Consider the following 15264-nt stretch of genomic DNA (forward strand, 5'->3'; position numbering starts at 1 on the left):
CAGATGCTCGCCGCAGCCCGTCATTCAGCCATCCTCGCCGAGGTCCAGCGCGAACGGATCGTCCGTGTCGCCGATCTCGCCAAGATGCTGGGCGTCTCGCTGATGACGGTACGGCGGGACATCGAGGCCCTGGACGCGTCCGGCGCCGTGGAGAAAATCCACGGCGGGGCCAAGCTGCCGGGCGGGGCCAGCACCCACGAGCCGGGCTTCGAGCTGAAGGTGACCCAGCTTAAGGACGAGAAAATGGCCATCGCGCAGGAGGCAGCGGCCCAGGTGCGGGAGGGGATGGCGGTGGGCCTCAGCGCGGGCACCACCACGTGGGCGCTCGCCCAGCTGCTCTCCGCCGGCCCGCGGATCACGGTGGTGACCAACTCGGTGCGGATTGCCGACGTCTTCCACCAAAGCTCCTCGCCGTCCACCGTGATCCTGACCGGCGGCGAGCGCACCCCGTCCGATGCCCTGGTGGGCCCGCTGGCCACATCCTCGCTGAAACAACTGCACCTGGACGTCCTGTTCCTCGGCGTCCACGGCGTCGACCCCGACGCCGGCTTCACCACCCCGAACGTGCTGGAGGCCGAAACCGACCGGGCCTTCGTCGCCGCGGCCCGCCGGGTGGTGGTCCTGGCCGACCACACGAAGTGGGGCACCCTGGGCATCAGCACCATCGCCGCGCTCGAGGACGCGGACGAACTCATCAGCGACGACCGGCTGGGCAGCGAGGCCAGGCGCGTCCTCGGCGAGCGCGTCGGCCGGCTGCGCCTGGCCCCCACCGAGGCCGCGGCCAGCGCCGCCGCCGGCTGACCCAACCAGCACGCACCACCCACCCGACCTGACAACGCCTGGAGCTGCAGTGAATAACCCGGACCTGAACCTTGCCCCGGCACCCCTCGCCGGAGGAACCGACACACCGCCGGCTCCCCTCTACCTGCGGCGCTCCGGCACGGCGCTCCTCATCGACTTCAGCACCGGCGAACCCGCCCTGCTGCACTTCGGCGCCGACCTCGGCCCCGACCTGCCGGACCTAGCGCTGCTGCGGGACCCCGTCCCGCACTCGGCCCTGGACACCCCGGTGACCCTGGGCCTGGTTCCGCAGGCGTCCTCCGGCTGGCGCGGCCGGCCCGGACTCCGCGGCCACCGCGACGGGCGTGCGTTCTCCTCCCGGCTCCGGCTGGTATCCGTTGCCGAGGGCGGCACCGGCTCCGCGGTCATCACCCAGGCCGACCCGGACGCCGGCATCACGGTCCATACCGAGCTCCGGATCAACGACGGCGGCCTCCTCCAGCTCCGCCACTCGCTGACCAACGACGGCCCGGACCCCTACACCGTCGAGGAACTGGCGGCCGTTCTGCCCGTAGGCCGCGCCGCGACCGAGGTCCTGGACCTGACCGGCCGCTGGTGCCGCGAATCCCACCCCCAGCGGCTGCCCCTTAACCAGGGCACCTGGGTCCGCTCCGGCCGGCACGGCAGGACCGGCCACGATGCCTCACTCCTGCTTGCCGCCGGCACCCCCGGCTTCGGATACCGGCACGGGCAGGTCTGGGCCGTCCACCTCGGCTGGAGCGGCAACCATGAGAGCTTCGTCGACACCACGGGCGACGGCCGGACCGTGATCGGCGCGTCCGAGCTGCTCGGATCCGCCGAAATCACCCTGGCCCCGGACGCCCGCTACGAGACCCCCTGGCTGTTCGCCGCCTACTCCGCGGACGGCCTGGACGGCATCACTGACGCCTTCTACACCTGGTTCCGCGGGCGCCCGCACCACCCCGGGACGGCGTCGGGCGCACCCCGCCCGTTGGTGCTGAACGTCTGGGAGGCCGTGTATTTCGACCACCGGCTCCCGGCCCTGCTGGAGCTCGCCGAGACCGCCGCGGACCTCGGCGTCGAACGCTACGTGCTCGACGACGGCTGGTTCCGGGGCCGGCGCAACGACTCCGCCGGCCTTGGCGACTGGTATGTCGATGAGCAGCTCTGGCCAGACGGGCTGACACCGCTGATCGACGCCGTCACCGGGCACGGCATGGAGTTCGGCCTCTGGGTGGAACCGGAGATGGTGAACGAGGACTCGGATCTGGCCCGGGCGCACCCGGACTGGATCGCGGGCCCGGCGCCGCGCCGCGCCGCCGACTCCGACGGCCGCCTGCCCGAACGCTGGCGGCACCAGCAAGTCCTGGACCTGGTCAACCCCGGGGCCTGGCAGTACATCTTCGACCGGCTCGACGCGCTGCTCCGGGAGAACCGGATCAGCTACCTCAAGTGGGACCAGAACCGGGACCTGACCGAGATGGGGCACGCCGGCCGGCCCTCGGTGCATGCCCAGACCCAGGCCGTGTACCGGCTGCTCGACGAGCTGCGCCGGGCCCACCCCGGCGTGGAAATCGAAAGCTGCTCCTCCGGAGGCGCCCGCGTGGACCTGGGCATCCTGGAACGCACCGACAGGGTCTGGGGCTCGGACTGCAACGATGCCCTGGAGCGGCAGACCATCCAGCGCTGGACCGGCATGGTGGTCCCGCCCGAGCTCGTCGGATCCCACATCGGACCCACCACCAGCCACACCACCGCACGCACGCACGACCTCTCCTTCCGGGCCATCACGGCGATGTTCGGCCACTTCGGCCTCGAATGGGACGTCCGGCAGCTCAGCGCCGCCGAGCACACAGAACTCGCCCGGGTGATCGCGTTGTACAAGCAGTACCGTTCCCTGCTGCACAGCGGGCGGATGGTGCGGGCCGACGAGCCCGATCCGGCCTTCCGGGTGCACGGCGTCGTCGCCCACGACGGCAGCGAGGCCCTCTACGCGGTGGTGTCCGTCGCGACGTCGTTCGCCGAGATGCCCGGCCGGATCTGCCTCCCGGCCCTGCAGCCGGAAGGCCGCTACCGGGTGGAGGCGGTGTATCCGGACTCCGATGACCGGGGTGCCTACATCCACACGGTGCCGCCGGCCTGGCTGGCCACGGGAGTCGAAGCCACGGGCCGTTTCCTCGCGGCTTCGGGCCTGCCGATGCCGGTCCTGAACCCCGAACACGGCGTGCTCCTGGCGGTCCGCCGTGTCACTGACGCCGACTCCGCCGACGGCGGCCACTCCGTAAGGAATTCCTAGCATGGGCCAGATCACCAAGCGCGCCTGCAAGCTCTCCGACGGGCGTGACCTTATCTACTTCGACGACGCCGACACGTCGCTCCCGGCCGAGCGCGGCCCGGACCTGCGCGAACCGGCCGTCCGGCCGCCGACCGCCACGATGCGCCAGGACGTCCTGACCGGGGAGTGGATTTCCATCGCGGCCGCCCGGCAGAACAGGGTGGTCCTGCCGCCCTCGCACCTGGACCCGCTGGCCCCGGCGTCGCCGGAGAACCCCTCCGAGATCCCAAGCCTCTACGACGTCGCGGTTTTCGAGAACAAGTCCCCGTCCTTCGGCCCGGACCTGGCGGACGACGGCGGCCCGGCCAGCCTGGCGGAGCTCGCCACGGTGGGGCTCGGCCGGAGCAGGCCGTCGGTGGGCCGGTGCGAGGTGGTCTGCTTCTCCCCCGAACACACCGGTTCCCTGGCGGGCCTGCCCGTGTCCCGGATGCGCACGGTCGTGGAGGCGTGGGCGGACCGTACCGCAGCGCTGTCCGCGCTGCCCGGCGTCGAGCAGGTCTTCCCGTTCGAAAACCGTGGCGAAGCAATCGGCGTGACCCTGCACCACCCGCACGGCCAGATCTACGCCTACCCGTACATCACGCCCCGCACGGCGCAGCTGATCCGCACCATCGAGAACTATGGCGGCTCGCTGTTCGAGGACATCCTCGGCTTCGAGCAGGCCTCCGAACGGGTCCTGCTCAAGGGCAGGCACTGGACGGCGTTCGTCCCGTTCGCCGCGCGCTGGCCGCTGGAAGTGCACATGCTCCCGCACCGGCACGTGCCGGATCTCGCAGCGACCACGGACGAGGAACGCGACGAGTTCTCGGTGCTCTACAGCCGGCTCCTGCGCGGCGTGGACGCTCTCTACGACACCCCTACCCCGTACATTTCGGCCTGGCACCAGGCCCCGGTCAACGCCCACCGGGACGACGTTCGGCTGATGCTGCAGCTGACCTCGCCGCGCCGTGAAGAAAACAAACTGAAGTACCTGGCCGGCTCCGAGGCGGCCATGGGGGCGTTCATCGCCGACATCCCGCCGGAAACCGCCGCCGCCCGGCTCCGGGACGCCATGGACAAGGAAGAGGCAGCATAACCATGACGGAACTGTTCCAACAGGGACTCGACTACTTCGCCGCCGCGTTCGGCCACGCCCCGGAGGGCCTCTGGTCTGCCCCGGGGCGGGTCAACCTCATCGGCGAGCACACGGATTACAACGACGGCTTCGCTTTCCCCCTGGCCATCGACAAGCGCACGGCGGTCGCCGCGGGCCTCCGCGCGGACCGCAGGCTCCGGGTTGCCAGCAGCTCGTTCCCCGGGGTTGTGGAGCTGGACCTTGCCGAGCTGGACCCGGACGCACTTGAGGGCTGGGCCGCCTACCCGCTGGGGGTCGCCTGGGCCATGGCCCGGGCCGCGGCAGACCGCGGCACGGACTCTTCCCGGCTGTCCGGCGTCGACCTGGCGCTCAGTTCCGAGGTCCCGGCAGGCGCAGGCCTATCCTCCTCGGCGGCCGTCGAATGCTCAGTGGCGCTGGCGCTCAACGAACTCTGGAGCCTGGGCTTGGGTCGGCAGGAGCTGGCGAAAATCGGGCAGCTCGCCGAGAACCGCGTGGTGGGCGCGCCCACCGGCATCATGGACCAGTCGGCGTCGCTCCTGGGTGAACCGGACCACGGCATCCTGCTGGACTGCCGGAGCCTGCAGACCGAGGCGGTGCCGTTGGGTTTCGCCGGCGCGGGGGTGGGTCTGCTGGTTATCGATACCCGCACCAGCCACTCGCACGCCGACGGCGGGTACGCCAGCCGCCGCCGTTCCTGCGAGGAGGGCGCCCGGGCCATGGGCGTTCCCAGCCTGCGGGATCTCGGGACGGAGGACCTGCCCCGCGCCGCCGCCGTCCTCGACCCGACCACCTACCGCCGGGTCCGGCACGTGATCACCGAAAACCAGCGTGTCCTCGACACCGTGGCCACACTGCGGGCCGACGGTGCCGCTGCCATCGGGGCACTCCTCGACGCCTCGCACGTCTCGATGCGCGACGACTTTGAGATTTCGACGGCTGAACTGGACCTGGCGGTCTCCAGTGCCCAGGAGCTGGGCGCCATCGGTGCCCGGATGACCGGAGGCGGTTTCGGCGGTGCCGCGATCGCGCTGGTCCGGGACGCCGACGCCGGCCGGATCGCCGAGGGCGTGGCGGAGCGCTTTGCCCAAGCCGGCTACACGGCCCCGCACATCTTCGCGGTGGCCGCCGCGGAGGGCGCCCGCCGGGAGTCCTAGCCGGCCGGCGCCATACGGCCGCTGATGCCCGGCCCGTCCGGGCCCGTCCGGGGCCGGGCGGGGCCGGGCGACCCCGCCTCAGACGCGGACGAGCCCGGCGACCTCCGCGAGGAGCTCCACTGAGCGCAGCCGGTCCTCAATCCGTGCGCTCTGGTGCGCGACGATCAGTTCGTCGGCGTCGGCGTGGGCAGTGAACTCCTCCAGGTATTCCTGCACGGCGGCGGGGGTGCCCACGGCGGAGTATTTCATCATCTGCGCCATGTGCTGGCCCTGCGGCGCATCCAGGATCATGTCCGCCTCGTCGTCGCTGAAGACCCGGCCGTTGCCGAAGAACAACGAGACCCGGGCGCGCTTGGTGGCCTGGAACATCTCCTGGGCGTCGGACGCGGAGTCAGCGGCAATCACGTTGACGCCGGCAATCACGTGCGGGGCGTCCAGCTGCGCGGAGGGACGGAACTCGCGGCGGTACACCGCCACAGCGTCCTGCAGGGCGTTCGGGGCAAAGTGCGAGGCGAAAGCGTAGGGCAGGCCGAGCTGGGCTGCCAGCTTCGCCCCGAACAGGGACGAGCCCAGGATGTAGAGCGGCACGTTGGTGCCCTTCCCGGGGGTGGCGTCCACACCCGGGATGCGGGTGTTCCCGGTCAGGTAGCCCTGCAGCTCCAGCACGTCCTGCGGGAAGCTGTCGGCGCTCATCGGGTCCCGGCGCAGGGCCCGCATGGTGTTCTGGTCGCTGCCCGGCGCCCGGCCGAGGCCCAGGTCAATCCGGCCCGGGTGCAGGGTTTCGAGGGTGCCGAACTGCTCCGCGATGGTCAGCGGCGAGTGGTTGGGCAGCATCACACCGCCCGCGCCGAGCCTGATGGTGCTGGTGTGCGCGGCGATGTGGGCGATCAGGACGCTGGTCGCCGACGAGGCGATGGATGACATGTTGTGGTGCTCGGCGTACCAGATGCGGCGGTAGCCCAGTTCTTCGGCGCGCTGGGCCATGGCCACGCTGCCGGCGAAGCTTTCCGCCGCCGTCTGGCCCTTGCCGATGATTGCGAGGTCAAGGATGGAAAGCGGAACAGTCACGGAAAATGCCGGCCTTTCGGAGGTGGTGGGAAATTCGGGTCCGCCGCACTGGAGGGTAGCGGCGCACACTGGTGGCAACGGCGGCGGGGCCCGGCTTATTTCAAGGGCGCCAGAAACCCGCGGATTCCGGCGCCCGGAATAGCCGGCGCGCTGACGGGGTTGCCGCCCTTGTGACCCCCACCCGTCAACCGGCTCCCCGGCCGGAGGAACAGGAGTACAACATGGCTAACATCCTGATGGTCGTATCCGCCGCCGATTCGCTCACCATGCGCGACGGCAGCCAGCACCCCACCGGCTACTGGGCCGAGGAACTTGTCGTCTCGCACCGGACCCTGCTCGACGCCGGACACACCGTCCGCATCGCGACCCCCGGCGGCGCCAAGCCGACCGTTGACGGGGTCAGCCTGGCTGCTGACTCGGCCGGCGGACAGGACCGCGCCGATGAGTTCCGCGCCTACCTGGCCGGAATCGACGCCGAGCTCTCGGCACCGCTGGTGCTGGCCGACGTCGAACTTTCCGGGTACGACGCGATCGTGATGCCCGGCGGCCACGGCCCCATGGCGGACCTCTTCGAGGACGCCGACCTCGGCCGGCTGCTGATCGAAGCCAACACCGCCGGCAAGGTCATTGCGCCGTTCTGCCACGGCCCCGCCGGCCTGCTGAGCGCCGTCGACGACGCCGGCGCGTTCGCGTTCTCCGGGCGCCGCCTCACGGTATTCACCAACGAGGAGGAACTCGGCGGCGGCACCGGCCCGAACACGCCGTGGTTCGTCGAGGACGCGCTGAAGGAAAACGGTTCGATCGTCGAGAACGGGGCCGCCTGGAGCTCCCATGTGGTGCGCGACGGCAACCTCATCACCGGGCAGAACCCGCAGTCCAGCGAGGCCGTGGCGAAGGAAGTCCTCAAGGCCATCGCCGGGTAGTCCCAGTCGCGGCAAATAAACATCAGCTGAAGCCGGGTCCGGGTTGCCGGACCCGGCTAAGCTAGCCGCATGGCCATCAAATCCACTGCAGATAAAGTCGCCACCATCCAAAAGGGGTACACCCTGGAGGGGCCCACCATCGAGCTTGGCGCCGCGATCGTCGACGGCGAACTCCACAAAGAGGCACCGGTCCGGCTGCCGTTGTCGATGATGAACCGGCACGGCCTGGTGGCCGGCGCCACCGGCACCGGCAAGACCGTCACGCTGCACATGATGGCCGAACAGCTCTCCACCGCCGGTGTCCCCGTCTTCCTCGCGGACATCAAAGGCGACCTCTCCGGCCTCGCGACGGCCGCCACGGGTTCGGAGAAGCTGAAGGCGCGCACCGACAGCATCGGCCAGGCCTGGTCCGGCAAGACCTTCCCGGTGGAGTTCCTGGCCCTCGGCGGCGACGGGGCAGGCATTCCGGTCCGGTCCACCATCACCTCGTTCGGGCCGGTCCTGCTGTCCCGCGTGATGGAACTGAACGAGACCCAGGAGTCGAGCCTGCAGCTGGTCTTCCACTTCGCGGACAAGAACAACCTCGAACTGATCGACCTCAAGGACCTGCGGGCCGTCATCCAGTTCCTGACCTCGGACGAGGGCAAGGACGAACTTGAAGAACTCGGCGGCCTGTCGAAGGCGACCGCAGGCGTCATCCTCCGCGAGCTGATCAACCTTGAAGCCCAGGGCATGGAGAAGTTCTTCGGCGAGCCGGAGTTCGATACCGCCGAGCTGCTGCGCACGGCCCCGGACGGCCGGGGCGTCGTGACCTGCCTTGAGCTGCCGACCCTGGAGACCAAGCCCATGCTGTTTTCCACTTTCCTGATGTGGCTGCTGGCTGATTTGTTCGAGGACCTCCCGGAAGCCGGCGACCTCGACAAACCGAAGCTTGTGTTCTTCCTGGACGAGGCGCATCTGCTGTTCAACGGCGCGTCCAAGGCCTTCCTCGACGCAATCACCACCACCGTCCGGCTGATCCGGTCCAAGGGTGTGGGGATCTTCTTCGTGACCCAGACGCCCAAGGACGTCCCGGCGGATGTCCTGGGCCAGCTGGCGAACCGGGTGCAGCACGCCCTGCGTGCCTTCACTCCGGAGGACGCCAAGGCCCTCAAAGCCACAGTGTCGACCTTCCCGGTCAGCGACTACGACCTCGAAGAAACCCTTACCTCCGCCGGAATCGGCGAGGCAGTCATCACCGTCATGAACGAAAAGGGCGCGCCCACGCCGGTGGCACTGACCCGGCTGCGGGCGCCGGAGTCGGTGATGGGCCCCAGTGATGCCGCCCTGGTGGCCAGCACCGTGGCCGGGTCCGCCCTGCTCGCCAAATACGGCACCGCCGTGGACAACGTCTCGGCCTATGAAAAGCTCGCCGGCCGGGCTGCTGCACCGACCGGCCCGGCCGCCGGAACGGCGCTGGACCCCAACGCCGTCGACGCCGATGCCCGCCAGATCGAGGAAGAAATCCTCGGCCGCCCCAGCAGCCGCTCGGCACCGGCCCCCGCGCCCGCCCCGGCCCCCCAGCGGCGCGCTCCCGAGCAGCAGCCGGCAGGCGGCGGAATGGCCGGGGACATCGCCGGGGCCTTGGGCGGTGTGCTCGGCGGCGGCCTCAAGAGCATGGCGCGCTCCCTCGGGACGCAGATCGGCCGGGAGCTGCTCCGCGGCGTCTTCGGCACGTCATCGCGGCGGCGCCGTCGCTAGGACATACCCCGCGGTGATGGTGCACGTCACACCGGGCGCCTGTGACACCGGCATTCAGCGGGCGTGCAGGTAACGTAAGGTACGTGCAGATGAGTCAGGCGTTGGTCAGGATTGCAGCCGTGTGGCTGTTGGGCCTGATGCTCGCCGTGGCCGCCGCCATCGTCGCCATCAACGTGGTGAACAATTCCATCGGCAGCCCGCAGCAGCCGGTCCGGGAGTATTTGGATGCCCTGCAGAAGGGCGAAGGCGGGAAGGCCTTGGGCCTGCTGCATGCCTCCGTACCGCAAAGCAACGCCGCGATGCTGGACGGTGAAGGCCTGAAAAAAGCGGCCGCCCGGATCTCGGACGTGAAGTTCGGCGCCGCGGAAGACCGTGGCGGCAACCAGGTGATGGTGCCGATCGACTACACCATTGACGGCAGCCAGCTGCGCACCGAGTTCCTGCTGCAGCGCTCCAGCACCCAGTGGCTTTTCTTCCACGACTGGTCGATCGTCCCCGCCGCCTTGCCGGTCCTGGACGTCACCGTGGTCAACTCCAGCCAGGCCTCGCTCAACGGCGTTCCGGTGAACATGCCCAACGGCCGGAACACCTTCGCCGTGCTGTACCCCGGGGAATACGAGGCCTCCCTGGACGGCCAGTTCTTCGCCGCACCCCCCACGCGCGCCACCGTGTCCAGCCGGGACATGCCCTCGGCGCCGCTGAACCTCCTGACCCACGCCACCGCGGGCCTGAAGGACTCGGTCACGGCCAAGGTCAAGGAGTTCCTGGACAACTGCGCGGCCCAGGCGGACAAGCAGCAGCAGCTCCAACCGGACTGCCCGTTCTATCACGCCACGAACAACCGGGTGGTGGACGGCACCATCGACTGGAGCATCACCGACTACCCCGCCGTCAGCATCGAGCCGTTCGGCGGACGCTGGGTGGTGGCTCCCCTGGACGGTAAAGCCCGGATCAAGGCCCGGCAGGTGGACCTCTTCACCGGCGCCGTCACGGAGCTCAACGCGGTCCACGACTTCAGCTTCACCACGCGCCTGGACATCGCCGGCGACACCGTCAAGCTCACCCCGCTGCTCAGCAACTAGCCGCAGGCCGCGGGACCGGCCGCCGAAACGGGGCCGGTCCGCGGCGCGCCTTAGTCCATTCCGCGCAGGTCCAGGACCAGTTCGGTGTCCCCGTCGGCCTGCAGAACCACTGGGATGCCCCAGTCCTGCTGGTACAGGTGGCACGCCGCGTGGTCCGGGATCTCGCCGTCCTCGGTCTCCGGGCCGTCGCAGGCCGCGGCCCGGGCGGTAATGTGCAGCACGCCCTCCGGCACGTCGGACGAGAGCTCCAGGGTGCGGAGCAGGCCCACAGAGGTCCCCCCACCGGCCACCAGCAGCTCCGGCGGGGTGGAGGAGATCTTCAGCTGCGTGGGGTCGCCCCAGCGGTCATCGAGCTTCTGCCCGGTCGGCGCCGTGAACCGCACCGTCAGGGATAGAAGGCCCGGCGCCACGGGGCTCTTGGGCCGCTGGGTCTGCGAGGCACCCTCGTCCACCTGCTGCGCTTCCTTCGGGATGGGCACGTAGACCAGCTGGTGCTTGTTGGCCTCCACCACCACCAGCAGCGGCTCGGAGCCGGCCACCTGGGTGTGGTCGACAATGACGTCCGAGGGCTCGGACAGTCCGCGCGCGAGCGTGGAGACGGTGCCCGTGGCGGGGTCGTAGCGCCGGACCGCACCGTTGTAGGTGTCCGCGATGGCCACGGAGCCATCCGGCAGGACCGTCACGCCGAGCGGGTGCTGGAGGCGGGCGTCGGCGGCGGGGCCGTCGCGGAAGCCGAAGTCAAACAATCCCTTGCCCACGGCGGACTCGACAGTGATGGCGCCGTCGTCCGCGATCACAAGTTTGCGCAGCGCCGACGTCTCCGAGTCGGCGACCCAGATGTTGCCGTCGGCGTCCTCGGCCAGGCCGGAGGACTGCGCGAACCAGGCTTCGGCGGCCGGACCGTCGAGCAGGCCCTCCAGGCCGTTGCCGGCGGCAATGGACACCGCGCCGGTGACGGGGTCGAAGCTGAAGATCTGGTGCACTCCGGCCATCGCGACAACCACCGCGTTGAGTTTGCTCGACCAGACCACGTCCCACGGCGAACTCAGCGCAACCTGCAGGGGATCCGCTTCGAGCCGGGCACCGTACGCGGCGCCGTCCTCATCCACGCGCGCCGGGCCGGTCTCCAGCAGCCGCTGGATGCCGTTCCCGGCCAGGGTCGTGGCGGTGCCGTCGGCCAGCGACAGCCCGCGGAGGCGGTGGTTCACGGAGTCGGCGATCACGACGTCGTAGCCGGCCTTGGCGGCGACGTCCTCCGGGAGCAGCACCAGGCCCTGGGGTTCGTTGAACCGGGCCTCGCCGGCGGCGCCGTCGGCGTAGCCCTTCTCGCCCGAACCGTAGGTGTCCAGCACCGTTTCGAAGTCGGTGGAGAGCTCCACCAGGCGGTGGTGACCGGTGTCGGTAACCAGCCAGGAGCCGGCGTCGCCGGCTGCGGCCGAGCCACCACGGCCGGCCGGGAGGTACAGCGCCTTGCCCGGGAACCGCAGCGTGCCCGACGTCGGCTCTGGAGCCACGTAGGGGCCGTCGCCGCGGTGCAGGGTGCCTTTGGCTTCGTGCTCGGCGATCAGCTCGGGAATGAGCACTGCCAGCCCGTCCGCGTGCCCCTCGCCGGACAGGTGCGCGACGATGTAGCCCTCGGGGTCGATGACCACCAGGGTGGGCCAGGCGCGGGCCGTGTAGGCCTTCCAGGTGTCCAGTTCCGGGTCGTCCAAAACCGGGTGGCGGATTTCGTAGCGTTCGACGGCGGCGGCCAGGGCCACCGGGTCCGCCTCGTGCTCGAACTTGGGCGAGTGCACGCCGACGGTCACGAGGACGTCGGAGTACTGCTGTTCCAGCGGGCGCAGTTCATCGAGGACGTGCAGGCAGTTGATGCAGCAGAAAGTCCAGAAGTCCAGCAGCACGATCTTGCCGCGCAGTGATTCCAGGTCCAGGGACTTCCCGCCGGTGTTCAGCCAGCCCCGGCCTACCAGTTCGGAGGCCCGGACCCGGAGGTGGGTGCGTACGGTTTCGCTCATCAGCGTCCTTCCAGCTTTGAATTGCGTTCTGCCAGCTTCGCGTCGCGTTCGGCGAGCTGGGCAAACATATCGTTGTAAGCGGTGAGATCGGCGTCGTTATTCCTGTCCGCCGCACGGTCGGTGCGTTTGCTTTCCCGCGCGTCGGACCGGGACCACATAACCGCGACGCCGATCGCCACGAGCAGGGTGGGTACTTCGCCGATGCCCCAGGCCACCGCGCCGCCCATCTGCTGGTCAAGCAGGGCCGACTGGCCCCAGGTGCGGCCGAGGTTTCCGAAGTAGTCGGCGGCGAGCAGCCCGGTACCGCCCATGATGGCGACGCCGAAGAAGGCGTGGAAGCCCATGGTGGCCAGCAACAGCAGCAGCCGCATGGGGTACGGCGCCCGGCGGGGCAGCGGATCCGTCCCGATCATGGTCAGGACGAAGATGTAGCCGGTCAGGGCAAAGTGCAGGTTCATCAGCTCGTGGCCCACGTGGTCGCGCATCGCATAGCCGAAGGCGTCCGAGTAGTAGAACAGCACGATCGAGCCGGCGAAGTTGGCGGCGGCGAACAGCGGGTGGGTGACCAGCTGCGAGAACTTGGAGTGCACAAAGACCAACAGCCACTCCCGCGGGCCGCGGGAGCTGTCCCGCCGCGCGGTGAGGGCACGGAGCGCCAGCGTGACGGGGGCGCCGAGGACCAGGAAGATGGGGGCCACCATGGTCAGGGCCATGTGGTCCACCATGTGCGCCGAGAACAGGACACGGCCATAGACCGACGGCGGCCCGGACGTCACGTAGGTCAGGACCACCAGCCCGATCACCCAGTTCACGGTCCGGAACCAGGACCAGGCGTCGCCGCGGCCGCGGATCTTGCGGATGCCAAGGACGTAGGACACCAGGCCGAAACCGGCGACGGCGACCCACAGCCAGTCGAGCCGCCATTCGGTGAGCCACCGTTCGGGCGTCAGCTCGGGAGGGAGCTCGTACCCGGAGAGGATGAAGGCCGGGGAGGCGTCCGGGGCGAAGGTGGTGGGCTGCGGCGGGGCCGAGCGGCCCAGCGCGACCGCGATTCCGGACGTCATGCCCATGATCAGCAGCTCCACAAGGATCAGCTGCCACAGCACCCGGCGGGCCGAGAGTCCGCGGCCCTTGACGCCCAGCTGGGGGATGACCCACTGACGGTGCATCAGCCCGACGCCGCCGAGGACCAGGGTGGCCGCTGCCTTGGCCAGGATTAGCTGGCCGTACGCCGAGCCAAACAGGTCGGCCCAGCTGGAGACCCGGATGCTGGCGTTAATGACACCGGAGGCGAAGACCAGGGCGAAAGCGAAGCCGGCGAGCGTGGAGAAGCGGCGCAGGGTGGGCTCGGTGATGTCGGTCCGGCCCTGGGCGCCGGCACCCCTGGGGGAACCGAGGATGCCGGAGAGCAGCGCCAGCACAATGATGCCGCCGACCCAGGCCGAGACACCCACCAGGTGCAGGCCCAGCGAGTTGATGGCGCCCTCGTGGTCGTTCGAGCTGGCGGAGTGGCCGATCAGCGCCGCCGGCGCCAGGCCGACCGTGGCGAGGACCAGCGTCAGTGCCAAGGCTCCGCGCGAGCGGATACCGAACAGTGCGGTGGTGACGACGGCGGCAATAATCACCACCGTCAACCAGGCCCGCCCGGTCTCGATGTCCGTCATGAAGTACACAAGTGATTTGGTGAATTCGGGGTCGCCGGAGATTTCCTGCCCGGCGATGTCCGAGTAGCTCAGGACCAGCACGGCCACGGCCGACAACGTCCAGGCGACACCTGCGGCCGCGGCGATGGCCAGGGCGCGGGTGAAGGCGGGGTGTTCGGGGGCGTCGGCGCCGCGGGCGGGGCGTCCGGAGAGGTTCCTCGGCAGGATCCCGACGGCGAAGATGAGGCCGCCGATCACCGCGGCGAGGGACACGTTGTGCACGGCCTTGCTGACGGGCAGGCCCCAGCGGACCAGCGCGCCGGGATCCGAGACCGCGCGGGCACCGGCGGCACCCGAGAAGATCAGCGCCGCCGCCAGGCCGAGGAACAGCGCAGCCAGTCCGGCCACCTGCCAGGGCCGGGAGATACCCGGCGTTCCGGCACCAGAGCCAGGCGCTCCCCCCGTAGGGGCAGGCGCTGCTGTGGTCTGGGGTTTTGCTGCGAAAGGCACAACTCCATTGTCCGCTACGCCCGTCCGCCCGCCGAATCCGCGGGGAGGCTTAACGCAAAAGGAGCGGCAACCCAGAGGGTTGCCGCTCCTTTCAAGCGTTTGAAGAAGACTACTTCTTCTTGGCGACTGCAGCCTTCAGCTTGGAGCCGGCGGTCAGCTTGACGCTGTGGCCAGCGGCGATCTGGATCGTCTCGCCGGTCTGCGGGTTGCGGCCGGTGCGGGCAGCGCGGTCGGTGCGCTCGACGGCGAGCCAGCCCGGGATGGTGATCTTTTCGCCGGCGGCGACAGAGGTCTCGAAAACCTCGAACAGTGCATCGAGCACGGAGTTGACGGCTGCCTGGCTGGTGCCGGCCTTGCCAGCTACCTCTGCAACAAGTTCACTACGGTTCTTAGCCATTTATGTCCTCCTGGACTGTTCTAATTTCTGAAGCCTGCACGCGGCATGCATGCGGGCCACTCTTCGAAAACTTACCAGCTTGGCGCCGCCGAGGTGGCAAATTCCGCGTGTTTTCGCCCTTTTTTGGGAAAATTTCCGGGTTTTGGACCGCTTTTCAGCCATCAGCGGACACCTTGCTGTGTGGCCGGGCGCGGGGCCGGCGGCAGGTGTTGGCCAGGGCGGGGCGTCGGCGGGCTGCAGTGGCCGGCCCGGGGCGCTTGTTGCGTGGTGTGCCGGTCTGCCGGGGAGGGCCGTCCGTCTGTGCCGGGGGCCGGGGGAGGGCCGGTCCGCAGGTCTGGCGTGGTTGGTTGTGTGGTTAAAGTGGGAGAGCCTCCAACCTGGTGGTTGGAGGCTCTCGACCTAATGATGTTCCGGCGGTGACCTACTCTCCCACACCCTCCCGGGTGCAGTACCATCGGCGCTGTGGGTCTTAGCTTCCGGGTTCGGAATGGGACCGGGCG

At 69.6% G+C, this 15264-nt stretch carries 11 protein-coding genes and 1 rRNA gene; 7 read left to right on the forward strand and 5 right to left on the reverse strand.

All coding sequences use genetic code 11. The features are described from left to right. Nucleotides 1–3: 3 nt before the first annotated feature. From AC1DHY_RS05175 to galK, 4 genes are all read left to right on the forward strand, one after another. A complete protein-coding gene (locus AC1DHY_RS05175; protein WP_476903249.1) occupies nucleotides 4–801 on the forward strand; it encodes a DeoR/GlpR family DNA-binding transcription regulator in 798 nt (265 codons plus the stop codon). Nucleotides 802–865: 64 nt separating this feature from the next. Beyond that, on the forward strand, nucleotides 866–3097 hold the full coding sequence (locus AC1DHY_RS05180; RefSeq protein WP_476903267.1) for an alpha-galactosidase: 2232 nt from the start codon (nucleotides 866–868) through the stop codon (nucleotides 3095–3097). Nucleotide 3098: 1 nt separating this feature from the next. Next, nucleotides 3099–4211, forward strand: a complete 1113-nt coding sequence (gene galT / locus AC1DHY_RS05185; RefSeq protein WP_476879822.1) for a galactose-1-phosphate uridylyltransferase — start codon at nucleotides 3099–3101, stop codon at nucleotides 4209–4211. 2 nt (nucleotides 4212–4213) lie between these two features. Continuing rightward, nucleotides 4214–5386, forward strand: coding sequence for a galactokinase (gene galK / locus AC1DHY_RS05190; RefSeq protein ID WP_476879823.1), 1173 nt, complete (start codon nucleotides 4214–4216; stop codon nucleotides 5384–5386). A 78-nt stretch (nucleotides 5387–5464) separates the two neighbouring features. On the opposite strand, the gene AC1DHY_RS05195 is transcribed toward galK, so the two are convergent. Next, the gene (locus AC1DHY_RS05195; protein WP_476903250.1) at nucleotides 5465–6454 is read right to left on the reverse strand and encodes an LLM class flavin-dependent oxidoreductase; all 990 of its coding nucleotides are present in this window, start codon (nucleotides 6452–6454) and stop codon (nucleotides 5465–5467) included. A 221-nt stretch (nucleotides 6455–6675) separates the two neighbouring features. Between AC1DHY_RS05195 and AC1DHY_RS05200 the strand changes: the two genes are divergently transcribed. The 3 genes from AC1DHY_RS05200 (at nucleotide 6676) to AC1DHY_RS05210 (ending at nucleotide 10199) form a co-directional block, all read left to right on the forward strand. Then, complete coding sequence (locus tag AC1DHY_RS05200; RefSeq protein ID WP_476879637.1) at nucleotides 6676–7377, forward strand: type 1 glutamine amidotransferase domain-containing protein; 702 nt, start codon at nucleotides 6676–6678, stop codon at nucleotides 7375–7377. Nucleotides 7378–7446: 69 nt separating this feature from the next. Next, on the forward strand, nucleotides 7447–9117 hold the full coding sequence (locus AC1DHY_RS05205) for a helicase HerA-like domain-containing protein (RefSeq protein ID WP_476903251.1): 1671 nt from the start codon (nucleotides 7447–7449) through the stop codon (nucleotides 9115–9117). An 89-nt stretch (nucleotides 9118–9206) separates the two neighbouring features. Further along, complete coding sequence (locus tag AC1DHY_RS05210) at nucleotides 9207–10199, forward strand: hypothetical protein (RefSeq protein ID WP_476903252.1); 993 nt, start codon at nucleotides 9207–9209, stop codon at nucleotides 10197–10199. Between the two features lie 50 nt (nucleotides 10200–10249). Here AC1DHY_RS05210 and AC1DHY_RS05215 read toward each other — a convergent pair whose 3' ends face one another. The 4 genes from AC1DHY_RS05215 to rrf all read right to left on the reverse strand — a co-directional run. Beyond that, nucleotides 10250–12214 carry an NHL domain-containing thioredoxin family protein gene (locus tag AC1DHY_RS05215; protein WP_476903253.1) on the reverse strand — a complete coding sequence of 655 codons (1965 nt, stop codon included), beginning with the start codon at nucleotides 12212–12214 and terminating at the stop codon, nucleotides 10250–10252. Next, complete coding sequence (locus AC1DHY_RS05220) at nucleotides 12214–14367, reverse strand: bifunctional copper resistance protein CopD/cytochrome c oxidase assembly protein (RefSeq protein WP_476903254.1); 2154 nt, start codon at nucleotides 14365–14367, stop codon at nucleotides 12214–12216. Before AC1DHY_RS05220 ends, AC1DHY_RS05215 begins: the two co-directional genes overlap by 1 nt. Before the next feature lie 109 nt (nucleotides 14368–14476). Beyond that, a complete protein-coding gene (locus tag AC1DHY_RS05225) occupies nucleotides 14477–14764 on the reverse strand; it encodes an HU family DNA-binding protein (protein WP_011776355.1) in 288 nt (95 codons plus the stop codon). 408 nt (nucleotides 14765–15172) lie between these two features. Continuing rightward, nucleotides 15173–15264 (reverse strand): 5S ribosomal RNA (gene rrf / locus AC1DHY_RS05230); the annotation flags it as partial.

The sequence above is a fragment of the Arthrobacter sp. 05L44 genome, assembly GCF_056397605.1.